This window comes from Gardnerella pickettii (assembly GCF_029226345.1).
Lineage (GTDB): Bacteria > Actinomycetota > Actinomycetes > Actinomycetales > Bifidobacteriaceae > Bifidobacterium > Bifidobacterium piotii.
The window spans coordinates 25,597-43,553 of record NZ_JAKNCU010000002.1 but is presented as its reverse complement, the minus strand read 5'-3'; the positions used below and the strand labels follow the sequence as shown (position 1 = coordinate 43,553).

9 protein-coding genes are annotated in these 17,957 nt (G+C 48.3%); 6 read left to right on the top strand and 3 right to left on the bottom strand.

Features of this window, described 5'->3' with window-relative positions; translation table 11 throughout:
- Nucleotides 1–670: 670 nt before the first annotated feature.
- The 3 genes from MAF46_RS05815 to MAF46_RS05805 form a co-directional block, all read right to left on the bottom strand.
- Nucleotides 671–3,463, bottom strand: a complete 2,793-nt coding sequence (locus tag MAF46_RS05815; RefSeq protein ID WP_060785721.1) for a glycoside hydrolase family 31 protein — start codon at nt 3,461–3,463, stop codon at nt 671–673.
- Nucleotides 3,464–3,732: 269 nt separating this feature from the next.
- On the bottom strand, nt 3,733–4,506 hold the full coding sequence (locus MAF46_RS05810; RefSeq protein ID WP_060785719.1) for a TraX family protein: 774 nt from the start codon (nt 4,504–4,506) through the stop codon (nt 3,733–3,735).
- Between the two features lie 307 nt (nt 4,507–4,813).
- Nucleotides 4,814–6,529, bottom strand: coding sequence for an alpha-amylase family glycosyl hydrolase (locus MAF46_RS05805; RefSeq protein WP_060785718.1), 1,716 nt, complete (start codon nt 6,527–6,529; stop codon nt 4,814–4,816).
- Between the two features lie 631 nt (nt 6,530–7,160).
- Between MAF46_RS05805 and MAF46_RS05800 the strand changes: the two genes are divergently transcribed.
- From MAF46_RS05800 to malQ, 6 genes are all read left to right on the top strand, one after another.
- Nucleotides 7,161–8,390: an extracellular solute-binding protein gene (locus MAF46_RS05800; RefSeq protein ID WP_060785717.1), complete on the top strand. Its 1,230-nt coding sequence runs from the start codon at nt 7,161–7,163 to the stop codon at nt 8,388–8,390.
- A gap of 149 nt (nt 8,391–8,539) precedes the next feature.
- The gene (locus MAF46_RS05795) at nt 8,540–9,937 is read left to right on the top strand and encodes a carbohydrate ABC transporter permease (RefSeq protein WP_060785716.1); all 1,398 of its coding nucleotides are present in this window, start codon (nt 8,540–8,542) and stop codon (nt 9,935–9,937) included.
- Nucleotides 9,934–10,869, top strand: a complete 936-nt coding sequence (locus MAF46_RS05790; protein WP_060785715.1) for a sugar ABC transporter permease — start codon at nt 9,934–9,936, stop codon at nt 10,867–10,869. Before MAF46_RS05795 ends, MAF46_RS05790 begins: the two co-directional genes overlap by 4 nt.
- A gap of 113 nt (nt 10,870–10,982) precedes the next feature.
- The gene (pulA, locus tag MAF46_RS05785) at nt 10,983–12,980 is read left to right on the top strand and encodes a type I pullulanase (protein ID WP_060785714.1); all 1,998 of its coding nucleotides are present in this window, start codon (nt 10,983–10,985) and stop codon (nt 12,978–12,980) included.
- Between the two features lie 425 nt (nt 12,981–13,405).
- A complete protein-coding gene (locus MAF46_RS05780) occupies nt 13,406–15,403 on the top strand; it encodes a hypothetical protein (RefSeq protein ID WP_275883747.1) in 1,998 nt (665 codons plus the stop codon).
- 279 nt (nt 15,404–15,682) lie between these two features.
- Complete coding sequence (malQ, locus tag MAF46_RS05775) at nt 15,683–17,947, top strand: 4-alpha-glucanotransferase (RefSeq protein ID WP_060785712.1); 2,265 nt, start codon at nt 15,683–15,685, stop codon at nt 17,945–17,947.
- Nucleotides 17,948–17,957: the final 10 nt, after the last annotated feature.

Genomic DNA, 17,957 nt, shown 5'->3' with positions numbered 1-17,957 from the left:
TACATACCCCCCCCCCCCCAGGCCTTTTATTTCAAGGGTTTTCGCGAGATAATTTTTTAGAAAACACTTGCGATTTTAACACGCCAGACGCCATTTTTAGCTTAATTATCTAAACATTTGTATATAAGACAACTCACGTATAATATGAGACAACTCACACTTTTAACCCTCTGCGGCGCGACGACCTACCTTTTCGCTTAGAGCGTAGCGCGAAAAGGTAATTCGGAGCGCTGAGCCGCTCAAGGCAGAAGCACTGCTTCTGCGCGGCGAAGACGTGAGCGCGGCTAATCCGCGCGAACGCAAAAACACCCAGCCCTCTCGCAGCTCCAGGTAAGGAGCGTGCAACACTTTAAGCTCGAAGGCAGGTCGTCGCGCAAGCTAGGTAGAGATTCGAGATTTTTCGCAGCGGATGAAGCGAACCTCAGCATCTTTGATGGTGATTCGCTGAAGTAGCAAGAAAAATCGAGAATCTCGGCGATGAAAAACACGCAAAAGTCCTAGATATCCAGAAGGTTTGATGTATTTCTCTACGAGCAATAAATAGCGCCATACTGAGGCCTTGGAATATCAACGTTCATAAGACCCCCGTAAAGGAGCGCGTCACTTGCGAGGAGAGAAATACTCAAACCTCGCGCAACACCAAACAAGGAGCGCGCAACACCAAGATCAATCAAAGCGCGCTGCGAAGTAAAATCTCCTCAAGCGCGCGCTTAACCGAGTCAGGCAGCGTGCACTTCCATTGCGCCCACTTATCAACCTCTGGGTGCTGCGGCGCATGCGCATTAGTCAAGTCAACGCTTTGCTGGTATCGCTCAAACTCGCTCTCGCTAGTGTACTCAAGTGCGCAAAGCTCACTTATAACACTCGCGCTGCCACCAGCTTGGCGAATCGCATCAAAAGCAATCTCCTTGCCGCGGTACGGCATTTGCGCTTGCAAAAGCAACCTGTAGCAATCGCCAACCTTAGGGTCTTGCGCAATGCAAAGCCCGCCATCAACAATCACGCGCACGCAATCGCCAACAGGCACATTGCGCACAGAAACGGTAAGACTTAAGTCGCCCTCTTCGCCTTTATATGAAACTTCTACAGCCTTAGATTCAAGCTGATTTTCCCCAACAAAAACGCGAACGCGCGAAAAGTCTGGGCAAGCAACGCCCTTAAACACCACGCTCCAATCGCGCTTAGAAGGCAGCGAAGAAACGGCACTAGCGCATCCTTTTGCTGCATCAATCACAAATTGTGTAGACGCATTGCCGTCTCTCCAAATAAGCTCCATGCGCGTATCGGCAGTTTTCCCAGCGCACGCGTCTTCAAAGCGGCCATTATCTTCACGCATAACAAACTCGCCGCAATCGCCTGGGAATGCAAGAATGCGCAAAGATCGCGGATTTTCAACGCTATTAACATGCGCCGCAGCCTGCTCGCTACTTGCGCAATCCGCTTCACTCGGCAAAACTTGCATTGGCACAATAGCCCCAGCGCGCGCAAACGCTGGCACGCGGTCGATTCCTCGCCAAACCTCAAATCTGCGGCCAGCACCGCCGCGCGAAACATAGCGCCTTCCGTCAAAGAAATCGTACCAATCGCCTTCTGGAAGCCAAACGGCAGCGCATCCGCGCTCAACTTGCTCGCACCCTTTGCTAACGATTGGCGCAACAACGAGCTGGCTGCCAAAACGGTACTCGTTCGGCATCTCGTATGCTGCAAGCGTTTCTGGCGATTGCCAATACATTGGCTCTACGATTGGCCTGCCATCAACCGCCGCGCGATAATTCATCGTATATAAATAAGGCAGCAATTTCGCGCGAAGTCGCAGCATTTTAACCATCGCATTGCGCGTCTCGGCAGGGAAATTCCACGGCTCTTTGCCAGCAAACGGCGAGCAGCTGGAGTGAAGGCGATTAATCGGACTAAACGCGCCGAAAGCGTACCAGCGCGCCTCCAGCTCATCGCATCGCACGCCAAGCATGTGGCCGCCAATATCGTGGCTCCACCAACCGTATCCAATGTTGGAAGCTGTGGCCGTAAAGTAGGTTTGGAAAGCCAGCGAATCCCAGGTTGTTACGCTATCTCCCGAGAATCCCACTGGGTATCGGTGCGAACCAGGTCCCGCGTAGCGCGAGAACGTAAGCGGCCACGCACCGCCGCGCCCCGAATCCTGGTAATGCACGTGGTTAAGCATCCAAAGCGGATCCAAGCCAGCCTGCTTTGTAACTCCGCCCTGCTGCCAATCAATCCACCAGAAACCAACGCCCTCGTTCTCCATGCGCCGATGCATGTTTAGGTATGCTCGCAAAAAGCGCGGATTTGTAAGGTCAAACTCAACTGCCTTGCCGCCTGCAGGGTCAATTCCCATATCGCGCGCAACTTGCGCATAGTCTTCTTCAAACGCGCGCACGCCGTCTCGCGGATGCAAATTAAGCGTTACAGTAAGTCCTTCGCTGGCAAGTCGGCGCAAAAACGCGCGATGATCTGGGAACAAATCACGATTCCACGTGTAGCCAGTCCATCCCGAACCGTACTTTGGGTCCACATCCGTTACGTGCCAATCCATGTCGATTACGGCAGTAGAGAACGGTATGCCTTCGCGCTTAAATCGGCTCATCAGCTGCAAATATTCGTCTTGACTATACCTGTAGTACCTGCTCCACCAGTTGCTTAGCGCGAATCGCGGAAGGAGCGGCTGCGCGCCCGTAAGCTTGTAAAAGTCGCGAATTGCGCCTATATAGTTGTGACCGTAGCCAAAGAAGTATAGGTCTTTAGAGTTTGATTCGAGCCTGCTGCCATTCGCCTTTGCGCGCGGATCCACCCATGCCCCGTATGGGTTTTCTTTTCCATCAACAGCAGCCGCGTACGCGATTTGTGCCGAGCGCGAATCGTCTAACACGGCCCACCCATCGCGAGATATTACGCCCATTCCAAGCTTTACAGCACCATCCGCCTCGTCCACTGTTCGCGCTGTGCCGAGCAAATTGCCGTGGCATTTGTCGCCGTAATGCCATGTGTTGAATTGCGAGCCTGGCACTCCGCGCACAACAATGCTCAAGCCCTCTTTGCTAAACGGCTGCTGGTTGTACGAAATCAACAGTTTTTCGGTTTCGACTTCTATCCAGCCATTTTCCAAGTTTTTTACACTATATTTTGGATTAGAAGATTTTTGATTAAAAGCGCGCGATGCCTCATCTTCGGCTGCTTGCGACTTTTCCGCGGCAAACTGCGTGCCAGCCTCGAAGTTTCGTCTTACAACTGTTTGCGTAGGCGCGTCTACGAATTCGCCGTTTTCGCTCCACTCAAGGCGCACAAGCGAATCCGTGATTAACGTGATTCGCCAATTTTTGCCGCTTATAACCTGCGATTCTTTTGCTTTAGACAGCGGATTTTTGGCGTAATCGTAAAAAATGTGCGCGTCTTGAACATTGTGCGCGTCTTGAACGCCATGTGCGTCTTGTGGATTCAAAGTCATCTTATGCCTCTTTGCTTTGCTTTGTTACTGCTTTGCTGCATTGCTATTTTGCGTTACGTTGCTTTGCTGCATTAATTACGTTGCTGCGTTGCATCTTCCAAAATCATACAGCAAACGTTTGCATTTACAAAACGATACGCGCCGCGCAAAAGTCGGAAGCTTCCGCGCCGTAAAAATTACGCCACTCTTCTAAAGACTAAATAAAAAATTAAAACATATATATAGGGACTAAAAACTAAAGACTTAAAGCCAAAGGCTTAAGATAGCTCCTAAAGCAGAATCGTGAACACGCTTGCGATTACAAGCATAAGCGGATACCACGCATACATAAGCCAGCGGAATTGCTTAGTTTGCTTAGGGCCGTCGCCGTACGGACTGCGATAGTGCAGCACAGCCACGCCAACTCCTGGCGCCAAAAGCGACATAGCACCGAAAGCGCCAGCAATCAGCTCCATGCGAATCTCGTGGTTTTCTAGGAACCTAAAGATAAGAACAAATCCTAAAAGTAAAGCTCCGCCCCAAAAAATATTCTGCCTAAAGCCGACTTTGCCGAAAAGATTCCACAATATTCCTGCAACCAGGATCACTGCGATTGACGCCACTTTTTGAGCGCCCTTAAAACGCGCGCGAACCATGTCGATTCCCGAAAGCACAAAAAGCGCAATAACAAGCCCAAACACTGGGTTTTGCGAGCGCATATCGAAAGCGCAGCCAAAGGTTGTAAAGTCGTACGGAACCTCGCAAATAAGCGCAAGCGCAAGAAGTCGGAGCGTGTAAAGGTTGAGGTTATGCGTGTTTTGATATCCGCGAACAAGCAGCCACGCGTACCACGGCAGAGCCGACCAGCTTACAACTTCGCACACTACGGCAGCCGTGAGGCTCCACATGTTGGAGTTGGAAAGACCGCCAAAAAGGTGCGGAATCACGGTTGTACCGAACGCGCTGAGCATCATCATTACAGCGCCGAGCAGCTTGAACTTTTTGAGCGTAATCCCCATTTTTATGTTCTTGTCTGCGCGGATCTTTGGTTTTAGCGCGTCCATAATTCACCTCTTGCTCGCACTCGTTGCGTTAAGTGCGTATAACGTTGAGTGCGTATAGCTTTTGCCATCATTGCATAATCATTGCATAATCATTGCAATTGTATCAAACCCTAACTTAAATCTATGTGGCACGAAATCTATGTAGTGCGTTTGTATCAAAAAACACCAAAATCAAATACAAACACACTACAGTTTTGTGCGTTTATGTAGTGCGTTTGTATTAAAAAACGCTGAAATTCGGTACAAACACACTACAGTTTCGCGTGTTTATGTAGTGCGATTGTACAACAACAAACGATGAAACGGATTATAAAACAAACAGGGCAAAGGATTGCCCGCCGAGTTTAAGCGCGGAAGAATCGCAAGCAACCGCCCCAATCGAAAGCCGCGGCTGCAAAATCGCCTCTGGCGTAAGCCCTGCAAGCGCACTAAGCGCAATCGTCTCCTCGTTTAATCCAGGATTCATAACAACAATGATTCGTTCTGTAGAGGATTCGCCATTAGACCCAGCCGACCCATCCGACCCAGCCGCGCATCGCTCGTACGCAAAACTGCGACCATCCACAGGCGCGTGCAACACTCGCCAAGTGGCATCCGCGTGCAGCGCCGCGCACTCGTGACGCAAAGCAATCAACGCACGCACCCAGTTAAGCAGCGAATCGCCATCCTGCTCCTGCCTCAAAACCGTTGTAATTTCGCCACTTTGCACGGCCTGCTTGCGCGAGTTTGCGCAAGTCCTTCCATCCGCGTGCGCTTCAACAGGCAAATACAACTTCGACTTTGCGGCCGTGGAGAATCCAAAATTCTTAGAATCATCCCACTGCATTGGCGTACGCGTGCCCGTGCGCGCATAACCGCCCTCTTTTGTAGGAATATCGCGGTATTTCATGCCGATTTCGTCGCCGTAATACACAAACGGCACGCCTGGCATTGTAAGAATCATGCCAAACGCAATCCGCCTTTCGCGCTCGCTTAATCGCGGAGCCAGGCGCGGAGTATCGTGATTGCACGTTATAAAGCTAAAGTAGCCCTCGTTGCAAGTGGCCTCATACTGCGGGCAATAATCGTCTAAGAATGGGCAAATGCTGCCGCCGCCGCGCGCATTAAAGTAGCTGTGGTCGTGCTCGGGATTGCTATCTAGCGCATTATCCACATCGCGAGCCAAGCGCGCGTAACCGTTAGGATTCCCATCCCAGCGCCAATTCAAATAGAAGTCCATGTCGAATCCAGCAGCCAGCGCCTGACGCGGCCTGCCCCACTCCGAAACAAAAGCAGCCTGCGGATACTCGGCCTTTACAGCGCCCAGCATCTCTTGCCATGCGCGAATCGTGTTGTCTTTGCCAAGGCTTCCCTCGCCATTGTTGTCGTCGTTTTTTACAAGCGAATCCGCCATGTCTACGCGGAATCCGTCCGCGCCGAGCGCAAGCCAAAATCGCATAACATCAACCATCGCAGCGCGCGTTTGAGCCGCCTCCGCGGAATCTGGCGCGGATTGCCACGCGCGATCCCTTTGCGCAAAGCCGTAATTTAGCGCTGGCTGGCATTTAAAGAAGTTAAGAATATACGTGGCATCTCGCTCGCTTTCGCCGCCAATAAACGGCATGGAATAGCCACTAAACGCGCTGTCTGTCCAAATATATCGCTTGCTAAACTCGTTTTCTTGCGCGCGCGAGCTTTGCTTAAACCACTCGTGCTCTTCGCTTGTGTGCCCTGGAACAAGGTCTAGCAAAATGTGCATTCCGCGATTGTGCGCTTCGCTAAAAAGACGTTGCAAATCCTCGTTTGTGCCGTAGCGCGCTGCCACTTTTTTGTAGTCGCGCACGTCGTAGCCTGCATCCTTAAATGGCGAATCGTAGCAAGGATTTAGCCAGATTGCGTTGCAACCAAGCGATTTTACGTAGTCGAGTTTTTCGATTATGCCTGGAATGTCGCCGATTCCGTCGCCGTTTGAATCGTAGAAGCTTTGTGGGTAGATTTCGTAGAATACGGCGTCGCGCAGCCATTGCGCATGTTCGTTTTGCATATTTCCCCCGTTTTGTTGGTTTTGTTGGCGTGACTTATCTTTTATTTTACTATTAACATTCTTGCTTTTGTTTCCGCATTTTGTACCAGATTTGACCTAAATCACGTACATTCTCGGGCGCGACGACCTGCCTGAGTGCTTAAAGCGTAGCGCGAAGGCAGGTTGTCGTTCGCGCAGATTAGCTGCGCTCACGTCTTCGCCGCCGTAGAAGCACACCGTGCTTCTACGCTAAGCGGCTCAGCGAGTCGAGGTGATTTCTCGCGCATTATGCAGCTCGAAATCGTCGACTCGCACGCGGTCTAAGCGCGCGAACGTCTTCGCCGCGCGAGCGACATGACCTGTCTTCGCGTCAAACAATCAATAATAAAATTCCGATAAATTTACTGATTTACAAAATAAAATACAACTTCTTATCAAGAATAACCGACTTTGGTGGAAATTTTTCCAATAGCGCGCAACATGATTTGCCAACTACAATATATACGTGTATACTACACATTGCTTATAAACAGATTTCAACAATAAATGTGACGCTGCAAAAACGCAGAAAAACGTCGAAGTTGCGCCACATGAAATTTGTTACTATGCCACCAAAGAACATGCCAAGCTGGCATGATATAGGAGGTCAAGGATGACGAATATGAAGAAAGTGCTGGGCGCAGGCCTCGCAATCGCCACTATGTTTGGATTTGCTGCATGCGGTTCTAGCACCAACGCTGGCTCCAGCAGCAAGTCAAACCCAGTAAAGCTCACCGTATGGTCTGCTTCCGAAGATCAAAAAGCTGGCGGCTGGATTCAGACAATGGAGAAAGCCTTCCAAAAGGATCACCCAGAAGTTACTTTTAAGAATTCTGTAGTTGCCCCTCCAGATGCAGCAACAACAGTAAAGCAGGACGCTAAGGCCGCTGCCGATGTTTATCTGTTCCCTAACGATCAGATTGGTGAATTGGTAAAGGCTGGCGCAATCGGCGAGTTGAGCGATGACGCTGTAAAGCAGGTTAAGGAGCAGAACGAGGACGCTTTGATTAAGTCCGTTACTGCTCAAGACGGCAAGATGTACGGTGTTCCATACACCAGCAACACTTGGTTCATGTACTACAACAAGTCCAAGTTCTCTAAGGATGACGTTAAGTCCCTCGACAAGATGCTCGAAAAGGGCAAGGTTGCATTCGACATCGGTGGCGGCTGGTACCTCGCTGGCTTCTACCTGGATGGAAACCTCAAGTTCTTCGGCGATAGCGGCATGGATGCCAAGGCTGGAATCAAGCTTGGCGATAAGGCAGCTGCTGTTACCAAGTACATTACCAAGTTCATTCAGAACAAGAACTTCGTAATGGATGGAAATGGCGCTGGCTTGGCTGGCATCAAGGACGGCACTGTTGACGCTTACTTCTCTGGCTCTTGGGATGAAGCAGACGTTAAGAAGGCTTTGGGCGACAACTACGCTGCTGCAGCTTTGCCTAAGTTCACAACCGAAGCAGGCGAGCTTCAGATGAAGTCCTTCGTCGGTTCCAAGGCTGTTGCTTACAACCCTAACTCCAAGGCTCCAGAGATGGCTGCTAAGTTCGCTGCATTCCTTGGTTCTAAGGAATCCCAGAAGAAGGCTTACGAGCTTCAGAGCGTAATTCCTTCCGACAAGTCCCTTGCTGACGTAGTCAAGGATGATGCAGGCGCCACCGCACAGATGGAGACCATTGCTAAGACTTCTGTTGTTCAGCCAAACATTCCTGAGATGAGCGCATACTGGGATCCATCCAAGAACTTCGGTTCCGCTCTTGCTAACAAGGAAATCAACGAAAGCAACGCTGCAGCAAAGACTGCAGACTTCCAGAAGAGCTTCGACGAAGCCCTCAAGAAGTAAGCTTCTCGTCTAGTAAAAATATCTAAAAACGCAAGTAATACAAATCTTGCGTAAAAGTAAAACGCCCCGCTCCCCACACTAATGTGAATAGGGGCGGGGCGTTTTATTCCTCCTCAAAACACACTCATTGTTTATAGGAAGGGCATGTCATGACTGGCACAGCATCCATGAAACGATTCAAGCGTCGGAGCACGCCGACTTCCGAACGTTTTGCACCGTCTCCATACTCATTGCAAGAAGCAGCAAAAAATGCTGATGTCTTCTCTTGGGTTTCTCTTATTATTTTCGGCTTCGGTAATTTAGTACGCCGCCAGTTTACAAAAGGCGTTATTTTCTTAGTAACTGAAATAGCTGTAATCGCCTTCTTATCTACCACTGGTGTCGAATACTTGCCAAAAATCCTAACTTTAGGCACTCATAAGGCTGGCAAGGTTAAGATTAACGGCTTCTGGCACTACACCCAAGGCGACAACTCCGTAGAGATTCTTCTTTACTGCGTTATGTCTCTTGCTGCTATTGCCGTACTAATTTTCTTGGCTACGTTATCTTTGCGTAGCTCGTATAAGGCACAAAGCGCCGTTGCAAAAGGCAAAAAACCTGTTAACTTCTACGAAGATTTAAAGTCTCTTCTCGATCAAAATGCGCATGTTGGTTTTATGACTTTACCAACAATCGGCATTGTTCTGTTTACGATTTTGCCATTACTCTTTATGATTTCTATGGCATTTACCAACTACGACAGCAATCACGTTCCTCTGTTCAGCTGGGTTGGTTTACAGAACTTCTTTGATATTGGCAACTCAAACAGCTTGATTAACGCTAAGGTCTTTGTGGATGTTTTGATTTGGACCCTTGTTTGGGCCTTCTTCGCTACGTTCTTGAACTTCTTCTTCGGCATGTTTATGGCAATGATTATTAACAGGCGCACAACCCGATTTAAGGGTTTGTGGCGTACCTGCTTCTCGTTGACAGTTGCCGTTCCACAGTTCGTATCTTTGCTTGTTATGCACAGCATGCTTCAGCGCGAAGGCGCCATTAACCGTCTTCTTATTGCTTCGGGCTGGATTCATTCCCCACTACCATTCTTCCAGGATGCTACTTGGGCAAGGGTTACCGTTATTATAATCAACCTTTGGGTTGGTATTCCTTACACAATCATGCAAATCACTGGTATTTTGCAAAACGTTCCAGCAGAACTTTATGAGGCTGCAGAACTTGACGGTGCAAGCTGGTGGCAGCGCTTTATGAACGTTACTATGCCATACATCTTCTTTGTTATGACGCCATACTTGATTACAACGTTCACTGGCAATGTTAACAACTTCAACGTTATTTACCTCTTGTCTGGCGGCGACCCATCGTCGCTCACATCTTCGGCAGGTAAGACTGATTTGCTCATCACCTGGCTGTACAAGTTGACTGTTGATAAGAGCGATTACAGCATGGGCGCCGTGATTGGCATTATGACATTCATCGTGCTCGCTGTTGTAGCACTGCTTACATATCGCAACTCTGGCTCCTACAAGAATGAGGAGGGATTCCGGTGAGTAATAAAGATAAAGTTATGCAATCTACTTCTAAGAAAAAAGAGCAAGTAGTACATAGTGTACGTAGCGTTCCATTCTGGCGCGATCAACGAGTTCGTCGCATATTCGGAGACGTTGCTGCACACGTGTTCTTGATTCTTATGTCTATTGTTTGGCTCACCCCAATTGCATGGATATTCTTGGAAAGTTTCAACAAGAACACGGCTCCATATCAGACTACGTTCTTCCCTACCGAATACTCGTTTAATAACTATATTCAGTTGTTCACTCAGCGCGAAACATTTGATTTCCCACGAATGTTCTTAAACACTTTGATTGTGTCTATTTTCGTGTGCATTATCTCTCTGTTCTTCGTGCTTGTAGTAGCGTTCTGCATGTCTCGCTTACGCTTCCGCGGACGCAAGACATTCATGAATATTGCATTAATCCTCGGTATGTTCCCATCCATCATGGCCGTTATCGCTATCTACTTCATTTTGAAGGCATTCGGCTTAACAAACGGCGGAGTGGTTTTAATCTCCTTGATTATCGTCTACTCTGCTGGTAGCGGCATGGGCTTCTACGTTATGAAGGGCTACATGGATACGATTCCAAAGTCTTTGGACGAGGCCGCCTACTTGGATGGATGCACGACTTGGCAAGTATTCTATAAGATTATTCTTCCAATATGCAAGCCTATGATTGTGTTCCAGGCTATTACTAGCTTCTTGGGCCCATGGGTTGACTTCGTTTTGGTTAAGACTATCGCTAGAACTGCAGATAACTACACTGTTGCTGTTGGATTGTGGCAAATGCTACAAAAGGAATACATTAATCACTGGTTCGCACGATTCTCCGCTGGAGCTGTGTGCGTTTCCATTCCAATCGCAATCCTGTTCATTGTTATGCAACGATTCTACGAAGAGTCGATGTCTGGCTCTGTTAAGGGATAGTAAGCTCTGCATTAATTGTAGAGTTTGGTGAAATATGGGGGCCGAGCGTTAAAAGCGTTTCGGCCTTCGTATTTTATGCTAAATAATTTAATAAAATACAAAAGGATATATTCATGACGTTCCCACCTTCAACACAATGGCCAGTTTATTCGGGGCAGCTCGGATTCTCGCTTAACGAAAAATCGACCACTTTTACGCTTTGGGCGCCAACAGCATCGTGCGTAACACTGCGACTTTTTGAAACAGGAAACAACAGTGAACCTTTCAAAACGCGCGATTTGAAGCCACTGCGCGACGGAGCATGGAGAACGTCAATAATGCAAAGGCTAGATGGCGTTTACTACGACTTTCTTGTTACTTTTGCAGATGGAAAAGTGAATCGCACAAGCGACCCGTGGGGCATTGCTAGCGGTGTAAATGGCGAGCGCAGCCTTGTTATTGACGAAGATCGCGTGGCTCCTGCTGGGTGGCACAAAGACAAATCGCCAGAATTTGTGCGCCATGCAACTGTTGTGTGGGAGATGCACGTTGAAGACTTTAGCAGCAATAAAAATGGCGGATTTAAGCCAGAACACCGCGGTCAGTATCTTGCTTTTACAGATTCGCATACGACTTTAGATGCGGATATCAACTTCCCTACTGGAATCGACTATCTTAAAAAACTTGGCGTAACTCACGTTCAACTAATGCCAATCTACGATTTTGCAACTGTGGATGAGGTTGCGATTTCGTCTGCACGCAAAGATGGCAAAAGTGTTGATTCGCTTTACAATTGGGGCTACGACCCTCACGCGTACAATGTGCCAGAAGGCGCATACTCCAGCAATCCGTACGACGGAACGGCAAGAATCCGCGAGTGCAAGGCAATGATTGGTGCTTTGCACAAGAATGGCATGCGCGTAGTGATGGATGTTGTTTATAATCACATGTTTGAAGCAGCATCAAATGCGTTTGAAAGCGTTGCTCCTGGCTATTTTTGCAGGCGTAAAGAAGATGGCGGATTTGCAAACGGATCAGGCTGCGGCAACGAAATGGCTTCCGATCATCCAATGTTTAGGCGTTTTATGATTGAGTCTATTTTGCATTGGGCGCGCTGCTACCATGTGGATGGTTTTAGGTTTGACCTTATGGGCTTAGCGGATGCGCAAACTTTGAACATGATTCGTGCCGAACTAGATAAGCTCGATGGCGGCAAAGATATTCTTATGTATGGCGAGCCGTGGGGTGCGGCTGCTGCAGCTGTAGCCGATGATTGCCCTATGGGAGATAAAGCTGGGCGCGGCTTCCTTGATTCTAGAATCGGCTGGTTTAGCGACGAGTCTAGAGACACGCTTAAGGGCAACGTTATGGATCATCGCGACCGCGGCTATGTAAACGGCAATGAGTTCTGGACGGCGGATCCTGTTCGTAACGCGTTTAATGGCTGGCGTGGTATGCCTTGTGCTGGCAAGAGTGTTGGTCAGATTGTGCAGTACGTTTCTGCTCACGACGATTTGACTTTGTGGGATAAGCTGTGCATTTCTATGCGCGATAACGCGTCTAACTGCGATTTTGACGCAAGCGATCCAAACAGCGTTGCAGACATCTTCAGCGCTAATATTCTTAGCGCTGGCATAATTTTGTGCTCTGCTGGAATGCCATTTATGCTTGGCGGCGAAGAGTTTGGCCGAACTAAGCACGGTTGCGATAATTCCTATAATCGCGGAGTTGCTATGAACCAGCTTGATTGGTCTAGAGCTAAGCGATTCCAGCCGCTTGTAGACTGGTATAGCGCGCTTATAAAACTTCGCGCTAAGAATGCTGAGTTTTACGATGCTCAGCACACTCGTCTTAATGCATCCGATAACGCCATTCTTGCGGAGCAAATCGGGAACGACTTGATTGTGTGCGCTAATCCTATGAAGGATGCTCGCGCAACAGTTGACTTGCCTGCGTCTTGTGCAAGCGGTAACGAATGGAGATTCGTGCTGGATTCCAGCGAGTACTTTGATAGGTGGATCGGCAGTGCTTCTGGCAGCCGCGCGGCAATGCTTTGCGATGATAATGGCGATCAGCGCGCCGTTCATATTCCGCCGCGTACTTTTGTTGTGTTAAGCAACAAGCGCGCTTGATTGCTCGAGTTCTTGAGCGCGCGTAAATCGCAATTTATCCCGATTTTGTTCCCTTATTCTTGTGATTTGGAAACAAAGTCGGGATTATTTTTTTATTATTTTTGGATTATAGTTGAATATTATATTTTTTAATACTGAGTCAAATACTGAGTCAAATACTAATATTTCAAGGCAGAACCTTGTAATTTCCTTAATTGTTCCTTATAAATTGCCAAAGTGAGCGAATTATTCCTGCTGTTCTGCTAGAATCATTTTTAGACTTTATACCCCCCTTGCGTATGTTCGCAATGGCGGAGAGGAGAAAGTTCAGTAACAAGACAGAGACGCAAAACTTAATAAACAGTTAGCGCTTTGATCTTACAACTTGATAATTAAACAAATATCCCCACCCCCCAAACCTAAATGATTTGAAGAATGAGGTAAATATGAACGCTAAGATTGCAGCCGCCATCTCTTTAGGCGCTAGCTCTTTGGCTCTTATTGGAAGCATAAGCATTGCAAACGCTGCCAACGCAGCCCCCGCGACTACAACCTTGACGCAAGATGTGCAAACCACAGCAGCTCCAGTTTCTTCTGTTGCACAAGCTGGCGAAGACTTTAGCCGCGTGAGTGAACCTGTTACTATTGATCCGAAAGGCGCTGCTGGCGATGCTGATGCTTCTGGAAAGAATCAAGCTCCTGGTGTTGCTGGTACTGCTGGTACTGCTGGCGCTGCGACTGGCGCGACTGCTGCTGGTGGTCAAGCAGATGGTGCAGAAGGCAAAAACGCCGTACCTAATCAAGATTCTAAGGCTAATCAGCCTCAGGCCAGCCAAGACGGCACTGTCCAAGTAAACTCCGACCCTAGCGCAAGCGCACAAGGCGACTCTTCTGAGAAGAAAGAAGATCAGCAAAAAGAAAATAAGGGCTCCAAAGGCAACACTGGTGCGCAAGCTGGTGGCAAGGCTTCTACAACACCGCCTAAAGAGGCAGTAGATAAGCTTGCTGAAGCAAACAAATCTATGATTGAAGCACAAAATATATATGATTCAATAAATGAAGAAGTAACGAAAGCCAACGCAGAAGCCGATGAAGCTATCAAAAACTTAAATGCTGAATTAGAAAAGAAACCTCAATCAGTAAAGGACATAGAAAAGGCTAAGCAAGCTGTATTAGATAAAACGAAAGATCTTGAGAATGCAGAAGATAAGAATGCAGCTCAAAAAGAGCTAGATGCATCAAGACAAGATTTAGAAAGAGCAACTAAAGACGCTTCAAACGTTATGGATGGAATAATGAATGCATCTAAAAAAGTTGCTGAAGCTCAGAAAAAAATCCAAAATGCAGAATCTAAGGTTGATGAAGCAACAGGTAAAATCTCAGAAATGAGTAATACTGTTAGTGATATTCTTACAGATCTTAGAAATAAGTATCCAAATAATTTTGGCCAATACGGAACTTCAGAAACTCCATTTACAATAGTACAAGGAAGACTCACTGCAAATCTGCAAGACTTAGGGACTGCCACTATCAACCTTAACAAGCGCAAAAAATTGCTTGCTGCAGCTGCTAAGAATGCAGAGGAAGCGCTTAGCTCTGGTCTCCCATCTGCCGACGAGCCTGATGCAAATGCTCCACAAGAACAAGTTCCACCAATGCAGAACCAGCAGAACGCTCCAGCTCCTGCTCCAGTGCCTCCAGCGGCTTCAAAACCACAGGATGCGCAGCCAGAAAACAAAGTGCAAAATGGCAGTAGCTCTTCTCAAGGAAGCTTTGCAGGAAGCACCGCTAAGCAAAATGGTGGCAATTTGAGTGTTGTTCCAGGTGTAGGATCTATGGATGCATCTCCTTCTGCTCCAGTTCCAAGCACTCCGCAGAATGCGCCACAGAACAACGCTGCACCAAGTGCGCCACAAGAGCCAGCACCACAGTCTGCCCCTAAGCACAGTGCTGCTCCAGCAAATCAAACGGAGCCTGCGCATACCGCAAAAGCTGCAGAAAAACTCGTAGAAAACGCTACCGATAAGTCGCAAGCAACCGCAGAAACTCCTGCACGCACGCCTCGTGCTGCAGCCCCTGCAGCACCTGCATCTGCTGCTACTGCCGCTGCTCCTACAGCAAGCTCCGCAAGCGCAACAAAGAGCGAAGAGTCCAAGAACACATCTAACGATTCCGCAAAAGATGAAAATCAGAAGGAATCCGAAGACTCCAAGAACGAAGACTCCAAGAACGAAGACTCCAAGAACGAAGACTCCAAGAACGAAGACTCCAAGAGCGAAGACGCAAAGAGCAGCGATAAGAGCGCTCAGGCATCTGGCGCAAACAACGGCGAGCACGCCGCTGGCAACAACACAACGCTAATCGCAGCTGTTGCTGGCAGCATCACTGCTGGAATCGCAGCAATCGGCGCTGGTTGGCACTTTATGCGAATCCGTCGCAAGTAAGTAGCAACTAGCAGCAAACATGCGCGAATAATCGCAAATAACAAAACCGCAGTTGGCATTTAGCTTTCTGCGGTTTTTGCATACTCAAGTCACACAAATTACCCTAAAGTCACATAAGTCACCACAAAAATCGCCAATATTGCAAACGATATCAATACTTAATATAATGGTTAGCTAGAGCGTGCCTCAATCCAGTGATGTGTTGAGAATCGCACCCTTTAGCATCGTTTGCAATCAATTCGATGCTCGTACATGTGCCACGATTAACAAAGGAGCATCATGAGCACAACAGACAATGGCACAACTAATGGCAAAACAAAGGCTGCCACGACTGTGCCCGTAGAAGAAAGCGCAGAAAGGCTTGCTCGCCCACTAGTTAAACTTGCAAAAGCATGCGGAGTTGCAACTTTCTACATAGACCAACTAGGCGACTATACGGAAATTACAGACGAAGCGCTTGTAGGCGTTCTAGACGCGCTGGGCTACCCTGCAACCACAAGCGAAAACATTGAAAACTCACTAAAACGCGTTCAAGAAAAGCGCGATAGCGAGCTGCTGCCGCCAACCGTGGTGTGCTTTATTGGCGCAAAAACGATTGTTCCTATTCATGCTGAAGAAGCCACAAGCAGCCCAGAAAAAATACATATAACGCTTACGCTAGAAGATGGGTCGGAATACGAAGAGCCTCTTAACAACTTTGAAACAAGCGAAGAAGACGGATTAACTCTTGAACTTCCGCAAGACTTGCCAATGGGCTACCACACTCTTCTTGCAAAAGTCGAAGATAAAAATGGCAAAACTGTTGCACACGCGCAATCAACTTTGATTTGCGCACCAGCAAAAATACCACTTCCGCAAAGCGTTCAAGAACGGCATCGTTGGGGATACATGACTCAGCTTTATTCCGTGCGCTCAAAGGAATCTTGGGGCGTTGGCGATTATGGCGATTTGCGCAGACTGCTTAAAGACGCAGGAAACATTGGAAAAGCCGACTTTATGCTTATAAACCCGATTCATGCGTGCGCGCCAGTGGCACCTTTGGAGCCTTCGCCGTACTTGCCAGAATCGCGCAGGTTCTTAAACGTTACATACATTCGTCCGCAAGATATTCCAGAGTACGCGCAGCTTAGCGATAGCCAGCGCAAAGAGGTGGAGATTTTGCACGAGGGCGTGGAAGCGCTTAATAACAATCCACATCCAATGGACATTAATGCCGCGTGGAACGCAAAACTTCCAGCCTTAAAGATTATTTTTAAGCAGCCTAGAAGCGCCGAGCGCGAGCAGGATTTTGCAGACTTTAAGGCGCGCTCTGGAGAAGACTTAGACGCTTTTGCTACTTGGTGCGTAGCTTTTGAAGTTTGGGGTGCTCCTTGGGGAGATAATCTTTGGTTTGATACAACTGGCAAAGGCACTCCTCAAATAGACATGCTTAGACGAGATCATGCTGATTTGCTTGAGTTCCACCGCTGGCTGCAATGGATTGCAGATGAACAAGTTGCTGCTGCTCACGCCGAAGCTAAGGCTGCAGGAATGGCGATTGGACTTATGCAAGACATGGCTGTTGGCGTACACGGATACGGCGCAGACGTGTGGTGGAGCCCAGAGCGCTTTGCTAACGGAGTTAGCGTTGGCGCGCCTCCAGACTTCTACAACCAGCAGGGCCAGGATTGGGGTCAGCCGCCATTTGATCCTAATTACTTAGACGAGACTGGCTATATTGCCTACCGAGACATGGTTCACAACGTGTTCTTGCATGCTGGCGCAGTTCGCATTGACCACGTTCTTGGGCTTTTCCGCTTGTGGTGGATTCCGCAAGGCCAGGGCGCAAAGAACGGCGCTTACGTTTACTACAATGTGGACGCAATGCTTGCAGTTCTTAGTATTGAGGCCACTCGCGCAGGCGGATTGGTGATTGGCGAAGACCTTGGCACTGTTCCAGCGTACGTTTCCAAGGTGCTTGCTTCGCACGGCATTCTTGGAACTGTTGTTGAATGGTTTACACACAATGACGAAGCCGAAAAAGCGGCTAAAAAGGCTGGAAAGAAGGAAATCATATTTGCAAATCCTTCTACATACCGCGAATACGCTTTGGCATCTGTTACTACTCACGACATGCCTCCTACAGCAGGATATCTTGCATTCGAGCATGTTAAGATTCGCGAAGAGCTTCACTTGCTTACCGATTCTGTAGAAAGCTTCCAAAAGGCTGCTAGCGCGGAGCGAGACGCCATGATGAAGATGCTTTTTGATGGCGGATGGATTAGCAAGGATGCTGCCGAAAACGTAGAAGACCATGTGCAAGAGATTGTAGAGGCCATGCACGCGATTATGCGCACTTCCCCATCTTTGCTTTTGCAAGTGGCGCTTGTTGACGCAGTTGGCGAAAAGCGTTCGCAAAATCAGCCTGGAACCAGTACTGAGTATCCAAATTGGCGTATTCCTCTTGCAGATAAAGATGGAAACGTTGTTCATACAGACGACGTTTTTAAGTCTCAGCGCGTACTCAATATGGCCGCCATTATGCGAGGCGAAAAAATTAGCTAACAAGCACAAA